19 protein-coding genes are annotated in these 20489 nt (G+C 66.1%); 7 read left to right on the top strand and 12 right to left on the bottom strand.

The genetic code is table 11. The features are described 5' to 3' along the window. The first annotated feature begins 72 nt into the window (after nt 1–72). The 5 genes from H7F35_RS01380 to H7F35_RS01360 all read left to right on the top strand — a co-directional run bounded on the left by H7F35_RS01380 (nt 73) and on the right by H7F35_RS01360 (nt 5159). Entirely contained in the window at nt 73–816 is a 744-nt protein-coding gene (locus H7F35_RS01380) for a FadR/GntR family transcriptional regulator (RefSeq protein WP_187111207.1), read from the top strand. A 103-nt stretch (nt 817–919) separates the two neighbouring features. Further along, a complete protein-coding gene (locus H7F35_RS01375) occupies nt 920–2302 on the top strand; it encodes an ABC transporter substrate-binding protein (RefSeq protein WP_187111206.1) in 1383 nt (460 codons plus the stop codon). 43 nt (nt 2303–2345) lie between these two features. Beyond that, the gene (locus H7F35_RS01370) at nt 2346–3221 is read left to right on the top strand and encodes a carbohydrate ABC transporter permease (RefSeq protein ID WP_187111205.1); all 876 of its coding nucleotides are present in this window, start codon (nt 2346–2348) and stop codon (nt 3219–3221) included. Continuing rightward, nucleotides 3218–4069, top strand: a complete 852-nt coding sequence (locus tag H7F35_RS01365; RefSeq protein WP_187111204.1) for a carbohydrate ABC transporter permease — start codon at nt 3218–3220, stop codon at nt 4067–4069. The genes H7F35_RS01370 and H7F35_RS01365 overlap by 4 nt, the downstream gene beginning before the upstream one ends. A 19-nt stretch (nt 4070–4088) precedes the next feature. Next, the gene (locus tag H7F35_RS01360) at nt 4089–5159 is read left to right on the top strand and encodes an ABC transporter ATP-binding protein (protein ID WP_187111203.1); all 1071 of its coding nucleotides are present in this window, start codon (nt 4089–4091) and stop codon (nt 5157–5159) included. A gap of 19 nt (nt 5160–5178) precedes the next feature. Here H7F35_RS01360 and H7F35_RS01355 read toward each other — a convergent pair whose 3' ends face one another. Further along, complete coding sequence (locus tag H7F35_RS01355; RefSeq protein ID WP_187111202.1) at nt 5179–6219, bottom strand: endonuclease/exonuclease/phosphatase family protein; 1041 nt, start codon at nt 6217–6219, stop codon at nt 5179–5181. A 111-nt stretch (nt 6220–6330) separates the two neighbouring features. Continuing rightward, entirely contained in the window at nt 6331–8154 is a 1824-nt protein-coding gene (locus H7F35_RS01350) for a DEAD/DEAH box helicase (protein WP_187111201.1), read from the bottom strand. Nucleotides 8155–8452: 298 nt separating this feature from the next. Between H7F35_RS01350 and ettA the strand changes: the two genes are divergently transcribed. Next, entirely contained in the window at nt 8453–10114 is a 1662-nt protein-coding gene (ettA, locus tag H7F35_RS01345; protein ID WP_187111200.1) for an energy-dependent translational throttle protein EttA, read from the top strand. A 69-nt stretch (nt 10115–10183) separates the two neighbouring features. Here the strand turns inward: ettA and H7F35_RS01340 are convergent, their stop codons facing one another. Genes H7F35_RS01340 through H7F35_RS01320 form a run of 5 tightly spaced genes read right to left on the bottom strand, consistent with a single transcriptional unit; the run spans nt 10184 to nt 15327 of the window. Then, complete coding sequence (locus tag H7F35_RS01340; protein WP_187111199.1) at nt 10184–10648, bottom strand: carboxymuconolactone decarboxylase family protein; 465 nt, start codon at nt 10646–10648, stop codon at nt 10184–10186. Further along, nucleotides 10554–11063: a MerR family transcriptional regulator gene (locus H7F35_RS01335; protein WP_187111198.1), complete on the bottom strand. Its 510-nt coding sequence runs from the start codon at nt 11061–11063 to the stop codon at nt 10554–10556. The genes H7F35_RS01340 and H7F35_RS01335 overlap by 95 nt, the downstream gene beginning before the upstream one ends. A 51-nt stretch (nt 11064–11114) precedes the next feature. Continuing rightward, nucleotides 11115–12914, bottom strand: a complete 1800-nt coding sequence (pabB, locus tag H7F35_RS01330; RefSeq protein WP_187111197.1) for an aminodeoxychorismate synthase component I — start codon at nt 12912–12914, stop codon at nt 11115–11117. Then, complete coding sequence (locus H7F35_RS01325; RefSeq protein WP_187111196.1) at nt 12895–14280, bottom strand: TAXI family TRAP transporter solute-binding subunit; 1386 nt, start codon at nt 14278–14280, stop codon at nt 12895–12897. The genes pabB and H7F35_RS01325 overlap by 20 nt, the downstream gene beginning before the upstream one ends. An 18-nt stretch (nt 14281–14298) precedes the next feature. Beyond that, nucleotides 14299–15327 (bottom strand): P1 family peptidase, encoded by a 1029-nt coding sequence (locus H7F35_RS01320; protein ID WP_187111195.1) that lies wholly within the window; start codon nt 15325–15327, stop codon nt 14299–14301. Between the two features lie 39 nt (nt 15328–15366). On the opposite strand from H7F35_RS01320, the gene H7F35_RS01315 reads away from it, so the two are divergent. Beyond that, entirely contained in the window at nt 15367–16668 is a 1302-nt protein-coding gene (locus H7F35_RS01315) for an NAD(P)/FAD-dependent oxidoreductase (protein WP_187111194.1), read from the top strand. A 15-nt stretch (nt 16669–16683) separates the two neighbouring features. Here H7F35_RS01315 and H7F35_RS01310 read toward each other — a convergent pair whose 3' ends face one another. The 5 genes from H7F35_RS01310 to H7F35_RS01290 form a co-directional block, all read right to left on the bottom strand. Beyond that, nucleotides 16684–17667 carry an acetyl-CoA carboxylase carboxyltransferase subunit alpha gene (locus tag H7F35_RS01310; RefSeq protein ID WP_187111193.1) on the bottom strand — a complete coding sequence of 328 codons (984 nt, stop codon included), beginning with the start codon at nt 17665–17667 and terminating at the stop codon, nt 16684–16686. A 67-nt stretch (nt 17668–17734) separates the two neighbouring features. After that, nucleotides 17735–18025: a copper-binding protein gene (locus H7F35_RS01305; RefSeq protein WP_187111192.1), complete on the bottom strand. Its 291-nt coding sequence runs from the start codon at nt 18023–18025 to the stop codon at nt 17735–17737. Nucleotides 18026–18057: 32 nt separating this feature from the next. Then, complete coding sequence (locus H7F35_RS01300; protein WP_187111191.1) at nt 18058–18525, bottom strand: DUF411 domain-containing protein; 468 nt, start codon at nt 18523–18525, stop codon at nt 18058–18060. Nucleotides 18526–18541: 16 nt separating this feature from the next. After that, a complete protein-coding gene (locus H7F35_RS01295) occupies nt 18542–19057 on the bottom strand; it encodes a plastocyanin/azurin family copper-binding protein (protein ID WP_187111190.1) in 516 nt (171 codons plus the stop codon). Nucleotides 19058–19079: 22 nt separating this feature from the next. Next, a complete protein-coding gene (locus H7F35_RS01290) occupies nt 19080–20468 on the bottom strand; it encodes a multicopper oxidase family protein (protein ID WP_187111189.1) in 1389 nt (462 codons plus the stop codon). Nucleotides 20469–20489 lie beyond the last annotated feature (21 nt).

The raw sequence follows: 20489 nt of genomic DNA, 5'->3' as shown, positions 1-20489 counted from the left end.
TATGATAAGCGCGGACAGCCTGCCAGAGCCCTGCTTTTTTGGAACGGCGGGATACCGAAATTCACATCGCACATGATCAAGAACATCCACGGCCGCACGCTAGAGCTGCTCGGTGAAGCCGTGGTGGCGGGGCGCTATGCGATCGGTGCGTCCATACCCGCGGAGCCGATCCTGGGCGAAGAACTCGGCGTGAGTCGCACCGTGGTGCGCGAGGCCATCAAGTCGCTCGTGGCCAAGGGCCTGATCATCACGGGGCCGAAGGTCGGCACACGCGTGTTGCCCAAGGACAAGTGGAACTGGTTCGACCCCGACGTCATCACCTGGCAGGCGCGCGCCGGACTTACGCCCGAGTTCCTGCGCGACCTGCAGGACTTGCGCCGCGTGGTGGAGCCCGCAGCGGTGCGCCTTGCGGCCGAGCGCGCGGGCCCCGAAGAAATCGAGGAAATAGAAAAGGCCTACGCGGGCATGAAGGACGCCGTGGAAAACGGCGGCGACTACGTCACCTTCGACCTGCGCTTTCACAACGGCCTGCTGAGCGCCGCACGCAACCGCATGCTGGCGCAGATGAGCAAGGCACTCAACGCGCTGTTGCGCACCAGTTTCGAGATATCGACGACCAAGCCCGATGGCCCCGCCATGTCGTTGCCAATGCACCGCGCGGTGCTTGACGCGGTGATCGCGCACGACCCGGCGAAGGCCGAGCGCGCGGTGATCCGGCTCATCGACGGCGCGCGCCAGGACATCGAGGAAGTGCTCGGCTCGCGCCGGCGATTGCCGCGCTTGAGTCGGCCACCGCCAAGGCTCAAGGCCAGCTAGCCGCATCGGCGCTGCCTTAGCGTTTGTCCGAAGTTCGCATCAGGTTCTTTCACCCTACGCTCGCGCCCCGAGCAATTTCCACCGAAGAAGAAGGAGACAAACCATGAAACTCGTCAAGTCGCTCATTGCGCCGACGCTGGTCGCGCTGGGCCTGATCGCAGCGGGCAATGCCGCCGCGCAGGAAAAACTCACCGTCTGGTGGGTGAAGGGCTTCTACAAGGCGGAGGACGACGCGCTGTTCGCCGCCATCAAGAAGTTCGAGGAGAAGAACAAGAACGTGAAGATCGAGCTGTCGCAGTACCCGATCCAGGACATGATCCCCAAGACCGTGTCCGCACTCGACTCGGGCAGCCCGCCCGACGTGGCCTATGCCGACGTGTACGACTTCCAGGTCACCGGCAAATGGGCTTACGACGGCAAGCTCGAGGACATTGGCAGCGTGCTCGCACCCATGAAGGACCGCTTTGCGCCCAACACGCTCGAGACGACGTTCCTCTACAACGAGCAGACGAAGAAGAAGGCGTACTACGCGTTCCCGATCAAGCAGCAGACGATGCATATCGAGTACTGGAACGACATGCTGACGGAGGCCGGCTTCAAGGAGTCCGACATCCCCACCACCTGGAAGGACTACTGGTCGTTCTGGTGCGAGAAGGTCCAGCCCGCCAGCCGCAAGGCCAGCGGCAAGCGCACCTTTGCCATCGGCCAGCCGATGGGCGTGGATTCGAGCGATTCCTTCTATTCGTTCCTGACCTTCATGGACGCCTACAACGTCAAGCTGGTGGACGACAACGGCAAGTTGCTGGTCGACGATCCGAAGGTGCGCGCCGGCCTCATCAGCGCGATGACTGACTACACCAAGCCCTACCTCACGGGCTGCACGCCGCCTTCGTCCACGAGCTGGAAGGACCCGGACAACAATGTCGCGTTCCACAACAAGACGACCGTGATGACGCACAACGCGACCATCTCGATCGCAGCCAAGTGGCTCGACGATTCCAACAATGCCTCCCTCACGCCCGAGCAGCGCGAGGAAGCCCGCAAGAACTACACCGAGCGCATCCACACCGCCGGTTTTCCGAACAAGCCCGACGGCAGCAAGATGGTCTATCGCACTGCGGTGAAGACCGGCGTGGTGTTCAAGGACGCCAAGAACAAGGCCCGTGCCAAGGAGTTCGTCTCCTTCCTGCTGCAAGAGGAAAACCTCACGCCGTACGTCGAGGGCTCGCTGGGCCGCTGGTTCCCGGTCACCAAGGTTGGACAGGCGAGCGAGTTCTGGAAGGCCGACCGGCATCGCCTGTCGGTGTTCAACCAGTACGCCGCCGGCACCGTGACCTTTGAATTCACCAAGAACTACAAGTTCACCGTGCTGAACAACGAGAACGTGTGGGCCAAGGCCATGAGCCGCATCGTCACCGACAAGGTGCCGGTGGACAAGGCGGTCGACGAGATGATCGCGCGCATCAAGACGGTGGCGGCGCAGTAAGCCGGCCGCACGGCATCACCACCCACACCAGCGGCTGATTCGCATGAGTTCTACTGCCACCGCCGCGCCGTCCCCGGCGCCTGTTGTCAATCTTGGAGCACGGCACGCGCGCTGGCAGTTCTGGGGCGCGGTGATGGTCGTGCCCTACCTGCTGGTGTTCGTGGTGTTCGTGCTCTACCCGGTGGGGTACGGGCTGTGGCTCGCGCGCCATCCGCAAAGCTACGTGAAGCTGGTCGAAGACCCGATCTTCTTCCGTGCGGTGATCAACACGGCCATCTTCCTGGTCGTGGCGATCAACCTGAAGATGCTCGTGGCACTCGTGCTCTCGGGCTTCTTCGTCACTTCGCGCTGGTGGATCAAGATCGTCTCGGCGATCTTCATCCTGCCGTGGGCGATGCCGTCGATTCCGACCATCCTGTCGTTCCGTTTCATGCTCAACCCCGAGTGGGGCGTGATCAATACCACCATCTTTCGCCTGACGGGTGCCGATGGCCCCAACTGGCTCAACGACCCGACGCTCGCGCTGGGCTTCGCGATGCTGGTTCATATCTGGAAGTCGCTGCCGTTCTGGACGCTGATCCTGGTGGCGGGGCGGCTTGCCATTCCCACGGAGCAGTACGAGGCCGCGTCGGTGGACGGCGCCTCGTCGTGGCAGAAGTTCCGCTTCGTGAGCTGGCCGGCGCTCAAGACGCTCTACATCACCTCGCTCATCCTCTCGATGATCTGGACGCTGGGCGACTTCAACAGCGTGTACCTGCTGACCGGCGGCGGCCCTGCTGACCTGACACATGTGCTGGCGACGCTGGGCATTCGCTACCTGCGGCTCGATCAGGTCGACCTGTCGATGGCATCCATCGTGGTGGCGCTGCCGCTCATCTTGCCGCTCGTGTACTTCATGATGAAGAGGCTCTCGAAATGAAGCAGTGGACCCCCAAGGCCGTGGCCACCGAGGCCAAGCTGCTGTTGATCGGCATTCCGGTGCTGCTGTGGACGCTGATCCCGGTCTACCACATGGTGCTGTTCGCGATCTCGTCCAAAGACTCGGCGACCTCGGGCCACCTGTGGCCGAAGAACCCGACGCTGGACAACTTCCGCATCGTGTTCCAGCAGAAGCACTTCTACCTCGACCACTTCTGGCTGCAACTGTGGAACTCGTTGCTGATCGCGGTGTCGGTGGGGGCGATCACGCTGTTCGTCGCCACCACGGCTGCGTTTGCCATCAGCCGGTTGCGTGTGCGGGGCGGGCGCACGGTGATGAACCTGGCGCTGTTCACCTACTTCATTCCCGCGGCTTTTCTGGCCGTGCCCATGTACAAGACGATGGGCAACTACGGGCTGCTCAACAGCCAGTGGGCGCTGATCCTGGCGATGGTGACGATCGCCTCGCCGTACTGCATCTGGGTGCTGAAGCAGGCGTCGGACAAGCTGCCTTACGAGCTGGACGAAGCCGCGCGCATGGACGGTGCCTCGCCGCTGCAACTGTTCCGGCTGGTGTACCTGCCGCTGATGGTGCCGTCGCTGGTGGCCGTGGGCACGTACTCGCTGCTGCTGGCGTGGAACGAATACCTCTACGCCTTCCTGCTGCTGTCGAACGACAAGAGCGTGACGCTGGCCGTGGCGCTCGGCAACTTCCTGTCGGCCGACGATTCGCCGTGGGAGCTGCTGATGGCCACCGGCCTGATCTACGCACTGCCGCCCGCGGCCATTTACTACGCATTCAAGCGCTACATGGTCGGCGGCCTGACGGCTGGCGCCGTCAAGAGCTGAACGATTTCAGGGACAACACATGGCATCCGTATCCTTTCGCAATATCCAGAAATCCTTCGGCAAGGTCCAGATCATCAAGGGCCTGGGCTTCGACATCACCGATGGCGAGTTCGTGGTGCTGGTCGGGCCTTCGGGCTGCGGCAAGTCGACGCTGCTGCGCATGCTCGCCGGCCTGGAAGACATCAGCGGCGGCGAGATCATGATCGACGGCCGCGTGGTCAACGACCTCGAGTCGAAGGACCGCGACATCGCCATGGTGTTCCAGAGCTACGCGCTCTATCCGCACATGACGGTGGGCGAGAACATGGGCTTCAGCCTGCGCCTGCGCAACGCCGAAAAGTCGGTGACCGACGAACGCGTGATGCGGGCCGCGAAGATCCTCAACCTCGATGCACTGCTCGGACGCTACCCGCGCGAGCTGTCTGGCGGGCAACGCCAGCGCGTGGCCATGGGCCGTGCCATCGTGCGCGATCCGAAGGTGTTCCTGTTCGACGAGCCGCTGTCGAACCTCGACGCCAAGCTGCGCGTGGCAATGCGTGCCGAGATCAAGTCGCTGCACCAGCGCCTGAAGACCACCACCGTGTACGTGACGCATGACCAGATCGAGGCCATGACCATGGCCGACCGCATCGTGGTCATGCACGACGGCATCGTCGAGCAGATCGGCACGCCGCTCGATCTGTACGACCGGCCCGACAACCTGTTCGTCGCGCAGTTCATTGGCTCACCGTCGATGAACGTCATCGAAGGCACGGTGCGGCGCTCGGGCGGCGAATGCCATGTCGAGGCACAGGGCGCGCGCTGGCCTGTGGCCGCGGGTGCTTCGGCGCCCGATGGCCAGCCGGTGCACTACGGCATCCGGCCGGGCGACATCACGCTGGGTGGCGGCTCGCACGGCGTGGAGGCGAAGGTGATCGTGGTTGAGCCCACGGGCGCCGAGACCGAGTTGCTGGTGCAGGTCGGCGAGGCCAAGCTGGTGCTGGCGGTGCATGGCCGTGTCGATGCCAGGCCCGACGAGATCGTGCGGCTCGCGATCGATGCCGAGAGCGTGCACCTGTTCGACCGGCAGACCGGCAAGCGCATGGGCTGACCTCGCCCAGGCGCGGGGTTCAGGCCGTGCGCAGCCGCAGCAGCGCGCGCACGAAGCCGTGGTCCGAGCGCGAGCGGTCGCGCCCTTCGTGCAGGTGGTCGTTGAAGTAGTCGACCCGCCGCACATCGCCCAGGCTGTGGCGGCTGTTCGCGATGAATTCCTCGCTCACCAGGATCTGGTCGAGCACGTCCGGAAAGCCCTGGTGGATGTGGGAATAGGCCACGTCTTTCTTGAGCGCCGACTCGCCCTGCATTTCGTAGGCGTTGAACAGCGCCACGTCGCGCGCGGACTTGTCGTAGGCCACCTCGGACGTCGCGGCCACCAGTTGCGTGGTCACGCTGTGCGGGTTGTCGTTGAAGTCGCCCATCACCACCAGCGGCGTGTCCGTGCCCTGCAGCAGGTCGATGACGATGCAGCGCAGGGCGGCGGCCTCCGCGCCGCGCATCAGCAGCGAGCGCAACGAGGCCATCACGCCCACCTTGCGGTCGTCTCGGTCTTCGAGATGGTTGCCCTGCGCGTCCTGCAGGAACTTCGGCCGCTTGGACTTCAGGTGCACCGTCAGCACATGCACTTGCTGGCCGTGCTTCATGCGCAGCGTGGCCAGCAGGGGCGGGCGCTCGAAGCGCGTGTGCGGGCCGATACCGGGCACCTCGACGCTGAAGCCCGGAGGGAAATCGAAGAAAGATTGGATGTGGTCCACCTGCAGTCGCGTTGCAATGCCCACGCGCGGCGTGCCCTGCGCGCCTGGCCTTGCAGGCGTGCCAGCAGGGCTGCCGGGCGGCGGCGTGTTCTCGGCACCCGGCACCGAGACGAAGTCATAGCGCAAGCCGCTGCGCGCGATGGCGGCTTTCAGCGCGGCTTCGTCCCACACCTCCTGTACCGCGAGCACATCGGCATTGAGCGCGTGGAAACGCTCGCCGGTCCATTCGATCTTTCGCTCGTACTCACGCTCGGTGTAGGCGTCCTGGTTTTCGTAGTACACGCGATTCGGGTTCGCGAGGTTCAGGAGGTTGCAGGTGGCTACGAAGAGGGTGGCGTAGTTGGGTGGGATGTATTGCATGGCGACACGATTGTGGCCCGGTCATGGCACCGCCGCGCCACCAAAGAAAAAGGGCACCGAAGTGCCCTTGCTCAGGTTCCGGGCAGGCGCGCTACCCGGATGTGTGTGCTCTTAGCGGCCGAAAGAACGGCCACCGCCGCCGCCACCACCGGAACGGCCGCCACCGCCGCCGCCGTAGCCACCACCGCCGCCACCCGAACGGCCACCGCCGCCCGAACGGTTGCCGCCGTAGCCACCACCACCGCCGCCACTCGGGCGACCGCGTCCACGGCCTGCACCCATGTGGTCGACGCTCGTGCGCAACGGATCCGGCTGACCCTCGCCACCCGAGACCGCTTCGGCACGCAGGTGCGCGACTTGGTTGGCTTGCGTCGGGCTGTGGCTGTTGCCGTGATGGCGCGGTTGGCGCTCGTCATGCGGCAGATGATTCTGTTGTTGATGCTGGGGCGCATGGTGCGGCGCGCGTGCCGGACCTTGCGGGCCGCGGCCTTGCGGTGCGCGTGCACCCTGGCCACGCGGGCCTTGACCCTGGCCCTGGCCGCCGCCATTGGGGTTGCGGCCTTGACCGCCACCGCCGCCACCGCCCTGGCCACCACGGCGTTGACCGCCGCCACCACCACCACCAGCGCGTTCGCCGCCACCTTGGCCGGCCTTGTTCTCGCGGATGCGCGAGAGCATCTCGGTGCGCGCAGCCTTGGCAGCTGCCTGCATCACGTCGCGGCTCGGCGGACGACCGGCGCCGCCCCAGATCGTCTGGCGACCCATGGCGATCGGCTCGGCGCGTTCGCCGTCTTCAGGACCGAAGCCCTCGACGATCTGCACTGGAATCGTCTGCTTGGTGAAGCGTTCGATTTCCTGCATGAAGCCTTCTTCGTCCAGGCACACGAAGCTCACGGCTTCGCCGCTCGAACCGGCACGGCCGGTGCGGCCGATGCGGTGAACGTAGTCTTCGCTGACGTTCGGGATTTCGTAGTTCACGACGTGCGGCAGCTCGTCGATGTCGATGCCGCGGGCCGCGATGTCGGTGGCCACCAGCGCGCGGATGTCGCCGCTCTTGAAGCCGGCCAGCGCCTGCGTGCGTGCGCTCTGGCTCTTGTTGCCGTGCAGCGCCATCGCCTCGATGCCGTTCTTGGTCAGGAACTCGGCCACGCTGTTGGCGCCGAACTTGGTGCGCGTGAACACGAGCACCTGGCTCCACTTGTTCTCGTTGATGATGTGCGCGAGCAGCGCCTTCTTCTTGCCGCGGCCCACGGGGTGGATCACCTGGGTGATGCGCTGCACGGTGGTGTTGCGCGGCGTGACCTGGATGCTTTGCGGGTTCTTGAGCAGCGTGGCGGCCAGGTCGCGGATTTCGTCGCTGAAGGTGGCCGAGAACAGCAGGCTCTGCTTTTCCTTGGGCACCAGCGCGAGGATCTTCTTCACGTCGTGGATGAAGCCCATGTCGAGCATGCGGTCGGCTTCGTCCAGGATCAGCATCTGGACTTGGCTCAGGTCGAGCATGCCTTGCTGTTGCAGGTCGAGCAGGCGGCCGGGCGTGGCGACGAGGATGTCGACGCCCTTCTTGAGCTTGCTGATCTGGGGGTTCATGCCGACACCGCCAAAGATCACGGTCGATTCGAGCTGCAGGTACTTGCCATAGGTGCGCACCGACTCTTCGACCTGGGCCGCGAGTTCGCGGGTGGGGGTCAGCACGAGGGCGCGGATGCCGACGCCGCCGAACTTGTTGGTGGCGCTGCGGCTCATGGTGAGCTTGTGCAGCATCGGCAGCGTGAAGGCGGCCGTCTTGCCGGTGCCGGTCTGGGCGCCGCCGAGCAGGTCGTGGCCGTCGAGCACGGCGGGGATGGCTTGCGCCTGGATGGGGGTCGGGGTGTCGTAACCGTGCTCGTGCACAGCCTTCAAGATGGCAGGAGCCAGCTTCAGTTCATCAAAATTCATTGGAAACAATAAGCGCCATACACGGCGCAGTGGCATCGGCCCGCTTGGCGTCTTGTTGACGCCGAGCCAGTCAAGGCAGATGAAGGTCAGGGGTGGGAGCCGAAAAACCCGTCGTGATAAAGGGCTTTCTTCGTCCCCGGCAGAGAGCCGGTGTTGCGGGCAACTGGACCCGGCAACGGTGTGTATTGTCGCATGAGTCGATAATCGGTGGTTTGCCGCGCCCGAATGCCTCCCAAGGGCTTCTTTCTGGCGACCGCGCTTTTCCCCGAATCTTTGTACCCAAGGTAACTACTCCCAGATGGCTCAATACGTCTATTCGATGAACCGCGTCAGCAAGACCGTGCCGCCCAAGCGGCAGCTCTTGAAAGACATTTCGCTCTCTTTCTTCCCCGGCGCCAAGATCGGCGTGCTTGGCCTGAACGGCTCGGGCAAGTCCACGCTGCTCAAGATCATGGCGGGTGTGGACAAGGAGTTCGAGGGCGAGGCGCTGCCCATGCCGGGGATGACGATCGGCTATCTGGAGCAGGAACCCAAGCTCAACGCCGAGCACACGGTGCGCGAATCGGTCGAAGAGTCCATGGGCGCGGTGTTCGCGGCCAAGGCGCGCCTCGAAGAGGTGTACATCGCCTATGGTGCCGAGGACGCCGATTTCGACGCGCTGGCCGCCGAGCAGGCCGAGCTCGAAGCCATCATCGCCACCGCCGGCACCGATTCCGAACATCAACTGGAAATCGCCGCCGATGCCCTGCGCCTTCCGCCGTGGGACGCGAAGATCGGCCTGCTGTCAGGCGGCGAAAAGCGGCGCGTGGCGCTGTGCCGTCTCTTGCTGTCCAAGCCCGACATGCTGCTGCTCGATGAGCCGACCAACCACTTGGACGCCGAATCGGTGGAGTGGCTCGAAGTGTTCCTGCAGCGCTTCACGGGCACCGTGGTGGCCATCACCCACGATCGCTACTTCCTGGACAACGCGGCCGAGTGGATCCTGGAAATGGACCGCGGTCGCGGCATTCCCTGGAAGGGCAACTACAGCACCTGGCTCGAGCAGAAGGGCGAACGCCTGGCGCAGGAGCAGAAGAGCGAAGAAGCCCACGCCAAGGCGCTGAAGAAGGAACTGGAATGGTCGCGCCAGAACCCGAAGGCACGCCAGGCCAAGAGCAAATCCCGCCTGGCCCGCTTCGAAGAGCTGAGCGACATGGAATACCAGAAGCGCAACGAGACCCAGGAAATCTTCATTCCGGTGGCGGAGCGGCTGGGTCAGCAGGTGTTCGAGTTCCACGGCGTCAGCAAGTCCTTCGGCGACCGCATGCTGATCGACAACCTGAGCTTCACCGTGCCGCCGGGCGCGATCGTCGGCATCATCGGCCCGAATGGCGCCGGCAAGTCGACGCTCTTCAAGCTGCTCGCGGGCAAGGAACAGCCGGACGCCGGCAGTGTGGTCATCGGCTCGACCGTCAAGGCGGCTTTCGTCGACCAGCACCGCGACGAACTCGCCAATCAGAAGACCGTGTGGGAGGACATCTCGAACGGCCTGGACATCATCAACGTCGGCAAGTTCCAGATGGCCAGCCGTGCGTATGCAGGCCGCTTCAACTTCAATGGGGCGGACCAGCAGAAGAAGGTCGGCACGCTGTCGGGCGGTGAGCGCGGTCGTTTGCACCTCGCCAAGACCCTGATCGCCGGCGGCAACGTGCTGATGCTCGATGAACCGTCGAACGACCTGGACGTCGAAACCTTGCGCGCGCTCGAAGATGCGCTGCTCGAATTCGCCGGCACGGTCATGGTGATCAGCCATGACCGCTGGTTCCTCGACCGTATCGCCACGCACATCCTCGCGGCCGAAGGCGACAGCCAGTGGACCTTCTTCGACGGCAACTACCAGGAGTACGAAGCCGACAAGAAGAAGCGCCTTGGTGAAGAAGGCGCCAAGCCCAAGCGCATGCGCTACAAGGCCCTCAAGTAAGGCCTGGTCTTTCTCCCTCCCCTCCCGGGGGAGGGTTGGGGTGGGGGCACGACGGCCCCCAAACAAGCCTCAAGCTGCTTCGACAAGAGCGCGCGGTTCCGCAAGGGGCCGCGCGCTTTTTTCATCGTCGGCCGCAAACACCTCGCGCGCCGCGGTCAGGCCGTTGAGCGCCGCCGGAAAGCCCGCGTACACCGCCATCTGCATGATGATCTCGATCACCTCGGTGCGCGTCACGCCGACATTCAATGCGCCCTGGATGTGCACCTTGAGCTGCGGCGCGGCATTGCCCATGGCCGTGAGCGCGGCCACCACCGCGATCTCGCGGGCACGCAGGTCGAGGCCGGGGCGCGAGTAGACGTCGCCGAACGGAAACTCGATCAGCAGGCGGGCGAAGTCCGGCGCGATGTCGGCCAGGCTCTCGACCACCTTGACGCCGCCTTCACCGTCGATTTCCTGGAGCTTGGCCAGGCCGCGCGCGTAGCGCAGGTTGTCGTTGCCGCTGCTGTTGTTCTGGCTTGCTTGTGTGTTCGTCATCGCTCGTCTTTCTTTCCGGGGCTGTGCCCTTTGGCGGAGTACGAGAGGGACGCTTTTCGATCGCGCGGTAGTGTTCGATCTTGAGCGAAAGCGCCTGCATCGATTGCTGCAGCGCCTGCACCCTGGCCTGAACCTCGGCGAGATGCTGTTCGAGCATCTCGCGCCGTTCGCTCACGCTGGCGTCCCCCTGGCTTCGAAGCCCGGCGAAGGCCTGCATGCCCTGAATCGGCATGCCGGTCTCGCGCAGGCGCAACAGGAAAGCCAGCCAGTCCATGTCGGCGCTCGCATAGCGCCGCTGACCGCCCGGTGCACGGGACACCGCGGCAATCAGCCCGATGCGCTCGTAGTAGCGCAGCGTGTGGGCCGTAAGGCCGGTGCGCTGTGCGACTTGCGCAATGGTCAGACTGGTTTCCATGGCGTTGATTCTCAAAGTTGGAGCGCGCTCTAAGTCAAGCGCTTTGCCGAACTATTTTTGCGAAGGGTACAGATCCGCGTCGAGCCGGCCGCGCAGGCTGTTCACGAAGGCGAAGGCCTGCACCCGGGGCAGATCGTCCACCCGCACGACGGCTTCGGCAAGCTGTCCTTCGCGGATGCGGCGCGCGCGGCCGATGCCGTCCAGCAGCCCGCAGCGCAGCGGCGGCGTGACCCAGCGGCCGTCGAGCAGCAGCGCGATGTTGCCGCGCGTGCATTCGGTGATCTCGCCGTGGCGGTTCCAGAGCAGGGTGTCGAACACGCCGGGCTCGGTGGGCGCGAAGGCCTCGTAGTGCGCGCGGCGCGTGGTCTTGAAGCGCGAGAAGTCGCTGTCGGCTTCGTCGAAGGCGCGTGTGGCGAGCTGCAATCGGACACGCGCCGGTGCCGCATCCATCGCGAAGGCTTCCGCACGCGGTTGTCCTTGTGCATCGAGCAGCAGGCGCACACGCCGTGCGCCCGTCGGATGCGCGCCGCTCAGGCGATGCAGGCATTGCGCCACAAGCGCTTCGTCCCAGGGAAAGCCGAAGTGCGCAGCTGCGTTCCGCATGCGCGCCAGATGCGCCGGCGCATCGCGCAGATGGCCGTTCACCAGCGCAAGTGTTTCGAGCAGATCGAAAGGTGGTTCGGCAGCCACTGGTGCAGGCGTGCCACCCTTGCCGAGAAAAGCCCGCTTGTGCCGCCACTCGTCCCATTCCGCATCCGCGCGCGCATCGGCCGTGATGCCGCTGCCGATACCGCATCGTGCGTCGGTGCCGCGCAGGGTCACGGTGCGGATCGGCACGTTGAAGGTCGCATGGCCACCCGGCCGCACCACGCCCACCGCGCCGCAATACACGCCACGCGCCTCGGGTTCCAGTGCGTGGATCATCCGCATCGCGCTGACCTTCGGCGCGCCGGTGATGGAGCCGCAGGGGAACAGCGCCGCGAACACATCCACCAGCGAGACGCCTTCGCGCACCGTCGCCTCGACATCGGAGGTCATCTGCCACACGGTCGGCAGCGCCTCGGTGTGGAAGAGCCGGGGCACGCGCACCGAGAAAGGCTGCGCCACGCGTGAGAGGTCGTTGCGGATCAGGTCCACGATCATCACGTTCTCGGCGCGCTCCTTGGGCACGGTGCGCAGTTGCAGCGCCAGTGCCTCGTCTTCGGCGGGTGTCGCGCCGCGCGGGGCTGTGCCTTTCATGGGCCGGGCAAGGATGCGCTCGCCCTGCCAGTCGAAGAACAACTCGGGCGACACCGACAGCACCTGCTCCTCGTCGGTGTCGATGAAGGCGGCGTAGCCATTCGGCTGCGCCCGTTGCAGGGCCATGAACAAGGCCTGCGGATCGCCACGGAACTTGGCGCTCAACGGCGCCGTGTAGTTGAGCTGATACAGCTCGCCATTGCTGATGGCGCTGTGGATGGCCTGCATGTTCCTGTCGAATGCCGCACGCGACAGCGCGGACTGCCATTCGATCGCCGGCACGAACCCATCGGATGCATCTTCCAGAGGCCACGGCAGCGTGGCGTCATGCACCCCGAACCACGCCAGTGGCCCTTCGCTCGCATGCACCGCGAATGCAGGATCGAAGGCGGCCGCCGCTTCGTAGCGCAGGTAGCCCACGCACCAGCGCCCTTCGCGCGACAACGCCTCGACCGCTTCCAGCACCGACCGCACCTCGTCCGGCGTGCGCGCCACGAGCATGCGCGAAGGCGCTCCGAAAGCCGCGCGCAGCCGCGTCTTTCCGTCGCTTCGCGGCTCGGCGAAATCGATCAGCGTCTGCACGAAATGCGCGTCAGGCAGTCTCAGCCTCATCCGGTTCGCCGGACGCCACGTCGTCCTTGGGCGGCGAACCCGCCAGCACCCGCTTGCGCACCGCATAGATGTTGTTGCGCAGCGCATAAAGCTCGTCGGCATACGACAGCGGCACGGCCACCTTGTTGACCACGCGATCCAGCTCGTCCAGCTCCTTGAGCAGCGTGTCGCGTTCGCCGCGCTTGGCGTCCACCTTCGCCTCGATGTCGCGCAACCGCGCGTACCAACGGAACACGCGGCGGCGCACACGGAACTGGTAGAGCGGCGGAATCACGCGGCTCAGCGGCAGCATCAGCACCAGCAGGCCGCCGAGCACCAGCCACATGCGTTCGACAAGGTTGCTGGCCCAGAAGGGCAGGTAGCGCTGCCAGACCGGTGGCGTGCCGTTGATGGCGCGGTCGCCCTCGGGGCTCACCGGCAGTTCGCTGGTGCGCGTGTTCGGAAAATCGCGCGCACGGTTGAACCAGCCGGCGCCGCTGTGCACCGTCTGCGCCGCCTGTGCGAACAACTGGCGCAGGGCCGGGTGGGTTTCTTCGCGCGACAGCAACGAGGTGGTGGCCGCGAGCAGCGACACGTCGTGCGATGGCAGGTCTTTCGACAGGTCGACCACGCCGCGCGGCAGCGTCACGGTCGACAGGAAAGGAAAGCGTCGCGAGTAGGCGTCGGCCTGGCCGAAGTCCATCAGCTTGATGCCGTCCGCCCGCAGCAGGTGCTGCACCTGTGGCGACTGCGGCGCCGAAGACAGCACGATGGCATCGAGCAGCCCGGCTTCCAGCGCCCCGGCCGCGGCGGCCTGTTCGAGGTTCGACAGCAGCACGTCGTCGGGTCCGAGCCTGTTGGCCTTGAGCAGACGCTCCATGATCTCCGGCAGGCCGCTGCCTGGCATGTCGACGTTCACGCGCAGGCCGTGCAATTGCGCGAGCGAGGTCAGCGTGCTGGTCTTGCGGTCGATCTTCTGCGCCGAGTCGGCGCGATAGAACAGCCAGATCGGCTCGAAGAACAGGCTGCCCAGCGAGCTGAGGCCGGCCTGTTCGTCGGCCACCGGGTCGGCACTGCCGCCGCGCACGAAGCCCACGTCGGCCCCACCGGTGCGCAGCAGCTGCAGGTTTTCGGTCGAGCCCGAGGTGGCTTTCAGTTCCACCTCGATGCCGCTGTGCTTCAGGGCTTCCGCATAGCGCTTGCCGAACTGGGCGTAGGCGCTGCCGGTCGGGCCGGTGGCCAGCGTCACGTGCTTCGGTGGCTGCGGCTGCAGCCACCAGTAGGCGGCGATCAGCAGGCCGATGACGAGGAACACGATGGGCCCCGCCGAAGCCATCAGGTCGCGGATCGACAGCAGGATCAGCTTCAGTGTTCTGGGGAACGCCATGGTGGTCCTTTCTTTTTTTCAGCCGCGTGTTGCGGCCAGGTCCGCGGCGCAGGGAATGTGAAGCTCGCCCACCGTGACGGCGCGTGCCGCATGCACCGCGCGCAATGTGGCAATGGCCACCACCTCGGCCGCCATGGTGCTGAGCACGGTCATGCCCGGCGCATTGCCCTCGAGCGGCACGCGACCGGTGGCCAGCGCGAACAGCGTGTCGCCGTCGCTCATGGTGTGCACCGGGTTGATGGCGCGCGCCAGCCCGTCGTGGGACACGTTGGCCAGCCGGTTGGCCTGCACCTTGGTCAGCACGGCATCGGTGGCGATCACGCCGATGGTTGTGTTGGTGCCCGCCAGCAGCGGCTTGGGCAGGTCGCCGCGCAGCAGGGCCCGGCGGGTGTCGAGCAGGGCCTTGCCGTCCTCGGTGCGCGCACCGGCCACCGGCTGGCCGGTGTTGTGGTCGATCACGTCGCCCAGCGAATTGACCGCGATCAGTGCGCCCACAGTGACGCCACCGACCGTGACCGACGCGGTGCCGATGCCGCCCTTCATCGCGCGGTTCACGCCGAAGAGCTTGCCCACCAGTGCGCCGGTGCCTGCGCCCACGTTGCCTTCGGCGGGGGCGGCGGTGCTCGCTGCTTCGCAGGCTGCGTAGCCGGCCGCCGCATCAGGGCGGATGCGCGCATCGCCCATCGGCAGGTCGAACAGCACCGCGGCGGGCACGATGGGCAGGGTGCCGAAGCGCACGTCCATGCCGATGTCGCGCTCTTCCATCCAGCGCATGGCGCCCTCGGCGGCGGCCAGGCCCCAGGCGCTGCCGCCCGCGAGCATCACGGCGTGCACGTGCTGCACGAGGTTGCCGGGTGCCAGCAGGTCGGTCTCGCGCGTGCCGGGGGCCGCGCCACGCACGTCCACGCCGCCCACCGCGCCTTCGCGCGCCATGATCACGGTGCAGCCTGTGGGACGGCGGGTGTCGGAGAAATGACCGACTTCGATGCCGGCGACGTCGGTGATGGAGCCGGCGGAATGAGAAAGGGTGGAAGAGGGGGCTGACATGGCGGCCGATTATGAGACCGCGCCTCTACGATAGGCGCCATGACAGTTGCAAGAAGTAGTTTCTCCAAGGATGGTGATACGCGGCGTCACGTCGTGGTGATCGGCGCGGGCGCCGTGGGCAGCGCCACCGCCATCGAGGCGCTGCGCGCCGGCTTGCGCGTGACGGTGGTCGAGCCCGGCGAGCCCGGCGGCCCGCAGGCCGCGAGTTACGGCAACGCCGGCTGGCTGTCGTCGCATTCGGTGGTGCCGCCCGCGCTGCCCGGCGCCTGGCGCAAGGTGCCCGGTTGGCTGGCCGACCCGCTGGGGCCGCTCGCGTTGCGCTGGCGTTACCTGCCGCGCGCCACGCCGTGGCTGCTGCGCTATCTGGCATCGGGCTGGACCGAGGCTCGCGTGCAGCGCACCGCCGACGCGCTGCGGACCTTGCTGGTGGATGCGCCGGCCTTGCATGCGGGGCTCGCGGCCGAGGCGGGCGTGCCGCAGCTCATCGAACAGCGGGGCCTGCTGCATGCCTATCGCTCGCGCGACGAATTCGACGGCGATGCGCTGGCGTGGCGCGTGCGCCAGCGCACGGGTGTCCATTGGGAGGAATGGTCGGCCGATGAACTGCGTCGCCAAGAGCCGGACCTCGACGCGCGCTACACGCTCGGCATCTTCGTGCCCGAAGCCGGCCATTGCCGTGATCCGGGCAGCTATGTGGCGGCCTTGGCGCGGCATGCGCAGGCGGGCGGTGCCGATCGCCTTGCCACGCGTGCTACAGGTTTTCGCATCGAGGGTGGCCGGTTGCGCGCGGTGCTGACCGAAGCCGGCGAGATCTCCTGCGATGCGGCCGCCATCTGCGCCGGTGCGCGCTCCGGCGCGCTGGCGGCAGCGGCAGGCTCCGCCGTGCCGCTCGAGTCCGAGCGCGGCTACCACGTCGTCGTCGAAGGCGCCGCGGTGGGGCCGCGCACGCCGGTGATGGTGGCGGACGGCAAGCTCATCGCCCACTGGATGAACGGTGGCCTGCGCGCCGCAGGCCAGGTCGAGATCGGCGGGCTCGAAGCCGCGCCAGACTGGCGCCGCGCCCAGATCCTGCATCGCCATCTGCAATCGATGTTTCCCGCGCTTGCAGACACGGCTGGCACCACGACCGTGAAGCAGTGGCTCGGCCATCGTCCCAGCTTGCCCGATGGCTTGCCCTGCATCGGTCCGTCGGCGGCCAGCGCCGACATCGTGCTGGCCTTCGGGCACGGCCATGTGGGCTTGTGCGGCTCGGCGCGCACGGGGCGGCTTGCGGCGCAATTGCTTGCGGGCATCACGCCCGAAACGTCGCTGGCGCCGTTCGATCCGAAGCGCTTCGGCTGAGTCCTGGGCGGGTTTTCAGCGCCCGCCTGCACTCGCCTTGATGTCCACGAAGCGCCCGTAGCTCTGCAGCTTCGCGTAGCGCTGGTCGACCAGCGCCTGGGGCTTCAGGTCGGTCAGTTGCCGCAGCGCGTCGCCGAGCGCGCGCTTGAGCGACGCCGCAGCCTGCTTCGGATCGCGGTGGGCGCCGCCGACCGGCTCGCTCACGATCTTGTCGATCAGGCCGAGCGCCTTCAGGCGCGGCGCGGTGATGCCCAGCGCCTCGGCCGCGTCCTGCGCCCGTTCGCTGGTCTTCCAGAGAATCGATGCGCAGCCTTCGGGGCTGATCACCGAATACACCGCGTACTGCAGCATCAGCATCTGGTCGGCCACCGCGATGCCGAGCGCACCGCCGGAGCCGCCTTCACCGATCACCGTGGTGACGATCGGCACTTCGAGCTGCGCCATTTCCAGGATGTTGCGGCCGATGGCCTCGGACTGGCCGCGCTCCTCGGCGTCGATGCCGGGGTAGGCGCCCATGGTGTCGACGAAGGTGAACACCGGCAGGCCGAATTTTTCGGCCGTCTTCATCAGGCGCAGCGCCTTGCGATAGCCCTCGGGCTTGCACATGCCGTAGTTGCGCAGCACGCGCTCGCGGGTGTCGGCGCCGCGCTGGTGGCCGAGCACCATGCAGGGCGTGCCATTGAAGCGGGCCAGGCCACCGACCAGCGCCATGTCGTCGGCGTAGTGGCGGTCGCCGTGCAGTTCGACGAAGTCCGTGAAGATGGCCTGGATGTAGTCGAGCGTGAGCGGGCGCTCCGGGTGCCGTGCGATCTTGAAGACCTGCCACGGCGTGAGTTCACCGTAGATGTCCTTGGTGAGTTGCTGGCCCTTCTTGTCGAGCTGGTCGATTTCCTGCGAAATGTCTACTGCGGACCCTTCCTGCATCGAGCGCAAGGCGTCGATCCGGGATTCGAGTTCCGCAATGGGGTGCTCGAAGTCGAGATAGCTTCGTTTGGCCAAGTTCTGTTCCTGTGTCCGGCGTGTTCGTCGCCGCATTCTAGGGATGCGGCGACGGGGCTCCCCGGACTCAGTTGGCCGGCTCGATCGACATGACCGTCAGCGCGCCGTCGACCTTGTCGGCCGTGAAGCGCACCTTGTCGCCGGCCTTGACCTTGGTGAGCAGGGCCGGGTCTTTCACGCGGAAGACCATCGTCATGCCCATCATGTCGAGGTTCTGGATGTCGCCGTGCTTGAGGGTGATCTTCTTCGCATCGGTGTCGATCTTGCGCACTTCGCCGTCGACGGACGGCAGCGTGGCCTGGGCGAATGCAGCGGCGGCAAGCAGGGCGGCCGAGAGCGCGGTAACGAGTTTTTTCATGGTGAATTTCATTTCGAGGGTTGTCAAAGAGTTCAGCGGTAGCTTTGGTAGATGTGCGTGCTGCCGTCGGCGAGGATCAGCAGCACGTCGTAGGGATCGCGCTGATCGCCATACGCCGGGCCGTCCATGCCCGGCGAGCCGACCGGCATCCCGGGCACGGCAAGGCCGATGGCCTTGGGCTTTTCCTTCAGCAGGCGATGCACTTCGCGCGCGGGCACATGGCCTTCGATGGCATAGCCACCGACCCGCCCGGTGTGGCACGAGCCCAGCTTGGCGGGCACGCCCAGCCGTTCGCGCGCGGCGCTGTTGCCTTCGTCGTGCACGCGGGTGGCCAGACCGTTCTTGTTGAGGTGCTTGACCCAGTCCTGGCAGCAGCCGCAGTTCGGGTCTTTCCAGATCTCGACCATCGGCGCCGCGGCCAGGGCCGCGAGCGGCAATGTGGCGGCGGAGGCGAGCGCCAGCAGCGGGGCGGCGCGTTTCAGCAGTGTTCGTCGTTGCATGGTTCTTTCCTTGTCGTCATGGCTTGGGCGCGGCGGCGGCCAGCACGCGGATGCGGCCGGCCATGCCGAGTTCGTAGTGGTCCTTCACCAGACAGGCGAAGTCGAAATCGCCGGCGCGGTTGAAGGTCCAGACCATGTCGCCGGTCTTGCCGGCGGGCACGTGCACCATCCACGGGTCGTCGTGCTCCATGTCCGGGAATTTCTTCATCATGGCCGCATGGGCTTCGATCTCGGCCGTGGTTCCCAGCACGAGTTCATGCAGCTCCTTGCCGCGGTTCTTCAGTCGCAGGCGGATGGTGTCGCCCTCGCGCACTTCGATCACCGAGGGGGTGAAGGTCATGTCGTCGGCCATCGCGATGTCGATGGTGCGTTTCACCGAGCGCGCCTGGCCGGCGATGCCCCAGGGCTTCTGTTCGGGCGCGGCCGTGGTGGTGCCGTGGGGCTTGGCGCCGTGGTTCTCGTGGGCCTGCGCCATGGTGGCGGCGCCAGCGAGTGCGAGGCAGGCGGCGATGGATGCGAGTGTCTTGTTCATGAAATGACTTCCAGAAAAATGATCAGTGGTTGTGAGCGCCCTGGCCCGAGGGCTTGCGCACAGTGGCGTCGGTCTTGCCGTCGCCGTCCTTGGCAGAAGAGGTGCTGCGCGTGGCCGGCGGTACGGCCGCGCCGGGCACTTCGCGCGCGACGGTCCCGGCCGGGTGCTTGAACCAGCCGGGGTTGCGGTAGTCGCCCGGTTTCTGGTCGCGTCGCACCTTGAGCAGCGTGAACATGCCGCCCATCTCGGCCGATCCGAAGGGGCCGGTGCCGGTCATCATCGGCATCGTGTTGTCGGGGATGGGCATTTCCATCTCGCCCATGTCCGCCATGCCCTTGTCGCCCATCACCATGTAGTCGGGCACCAGCTTGCGGATCTTGTCGACCACGCCTTTCTGGTCGACGCCGATCATGGTCGGCACGTCGTGGCCCATCGGCCCCATCGTGTGATGCGCCTTGTGGCAGTGCAGCGCCCAGTCGCCTTCCTCGTCGGCGATGAACTCCATCTGCCGCATCTGGCCCACCGCCACGTCGACCGACACCTCGGGCCAGCGTGCGGTGCGCGGCACGGGGCCGCCATCGGTGCCGGTCACCTCGAACTCGTGGCCGTGGATGTGGATCGGGTGGTTGGTCATCGTGAGGTTGCCCGCGCGGATGCGCACGCGGTCGCCCTTGCGCACGTTCAGCGTGTCGATGGCCGGGAACACGCGGCTGTTGAAGCTCCAGATGTTGAAGTCGGTCATGGTGTTGACCTTGGGCGTGGCGCTGCCGGGCTCGATGTCGAAGCTGCCGAGCAGAAAGCAGAAGTCGCGCTGCACGGGCTCGATCAGCGGATGGTCTGCCTTCGGATGGGTGACCCAGAAGCCCATCATTCCCATCGCCATCTGCACCATCTCGTCGGCATGCGGGTGGTACATGAAGGTGCCGGGGCGGCGTGCGGTGAACTCGTAGACGAAGGTCTTGCCGGGCGGAATGTGCGGCTGCGTGATGCCGCCCACGCCGTCCATGCCGTTGGGCAGGCGCTGGCCGTGCCAGTGCACGGTCGTGTGTTCAGGGAGCTTGTTGGTGACGTAGATGCGCACGCGGTCACCCTCGACCACTTCGATGGTCGGACCGGGCGACTGGCCGTTGTAGCCCCACATGTTGACCTTGAAGCCGGGCGCCATTTCGCGCACCACGGGTTCAGCGACGAGGTGAAATTCCTTGACGCCGGCGTTCATGCGCCAGGGCAAGGTCCAGCCGTTGAGGGTGACGACGGGGTTGTAGGGCCGGCCATTCGGCGGCACGAGCGGTGGTGCGGTGGCGGTGGAGCTTTGGGTCACCGGTTCGGGCAGTGCGGCCATCGACACGCGGCTGACTGTTGATGCGGCGACGGCCGTTGCAGCGCCCGCGAAGAAGTTGCGTCGGTTCATTTCAGTTGTCCTTGGCGGAGA

The organism is Variovorax sp. PAMC26660 (assembly GCF_014302995.1).
GTDB lineage: Bacteria > Pseudomonadota > Gammaproteobacteria > Burkholderiales > Burkholderiaceae_C > Variovorax.
Note: the sequence above shows the minus strand (reverse complement) of the source record. Positions and strands in the feature narration are given on the sequence as shown.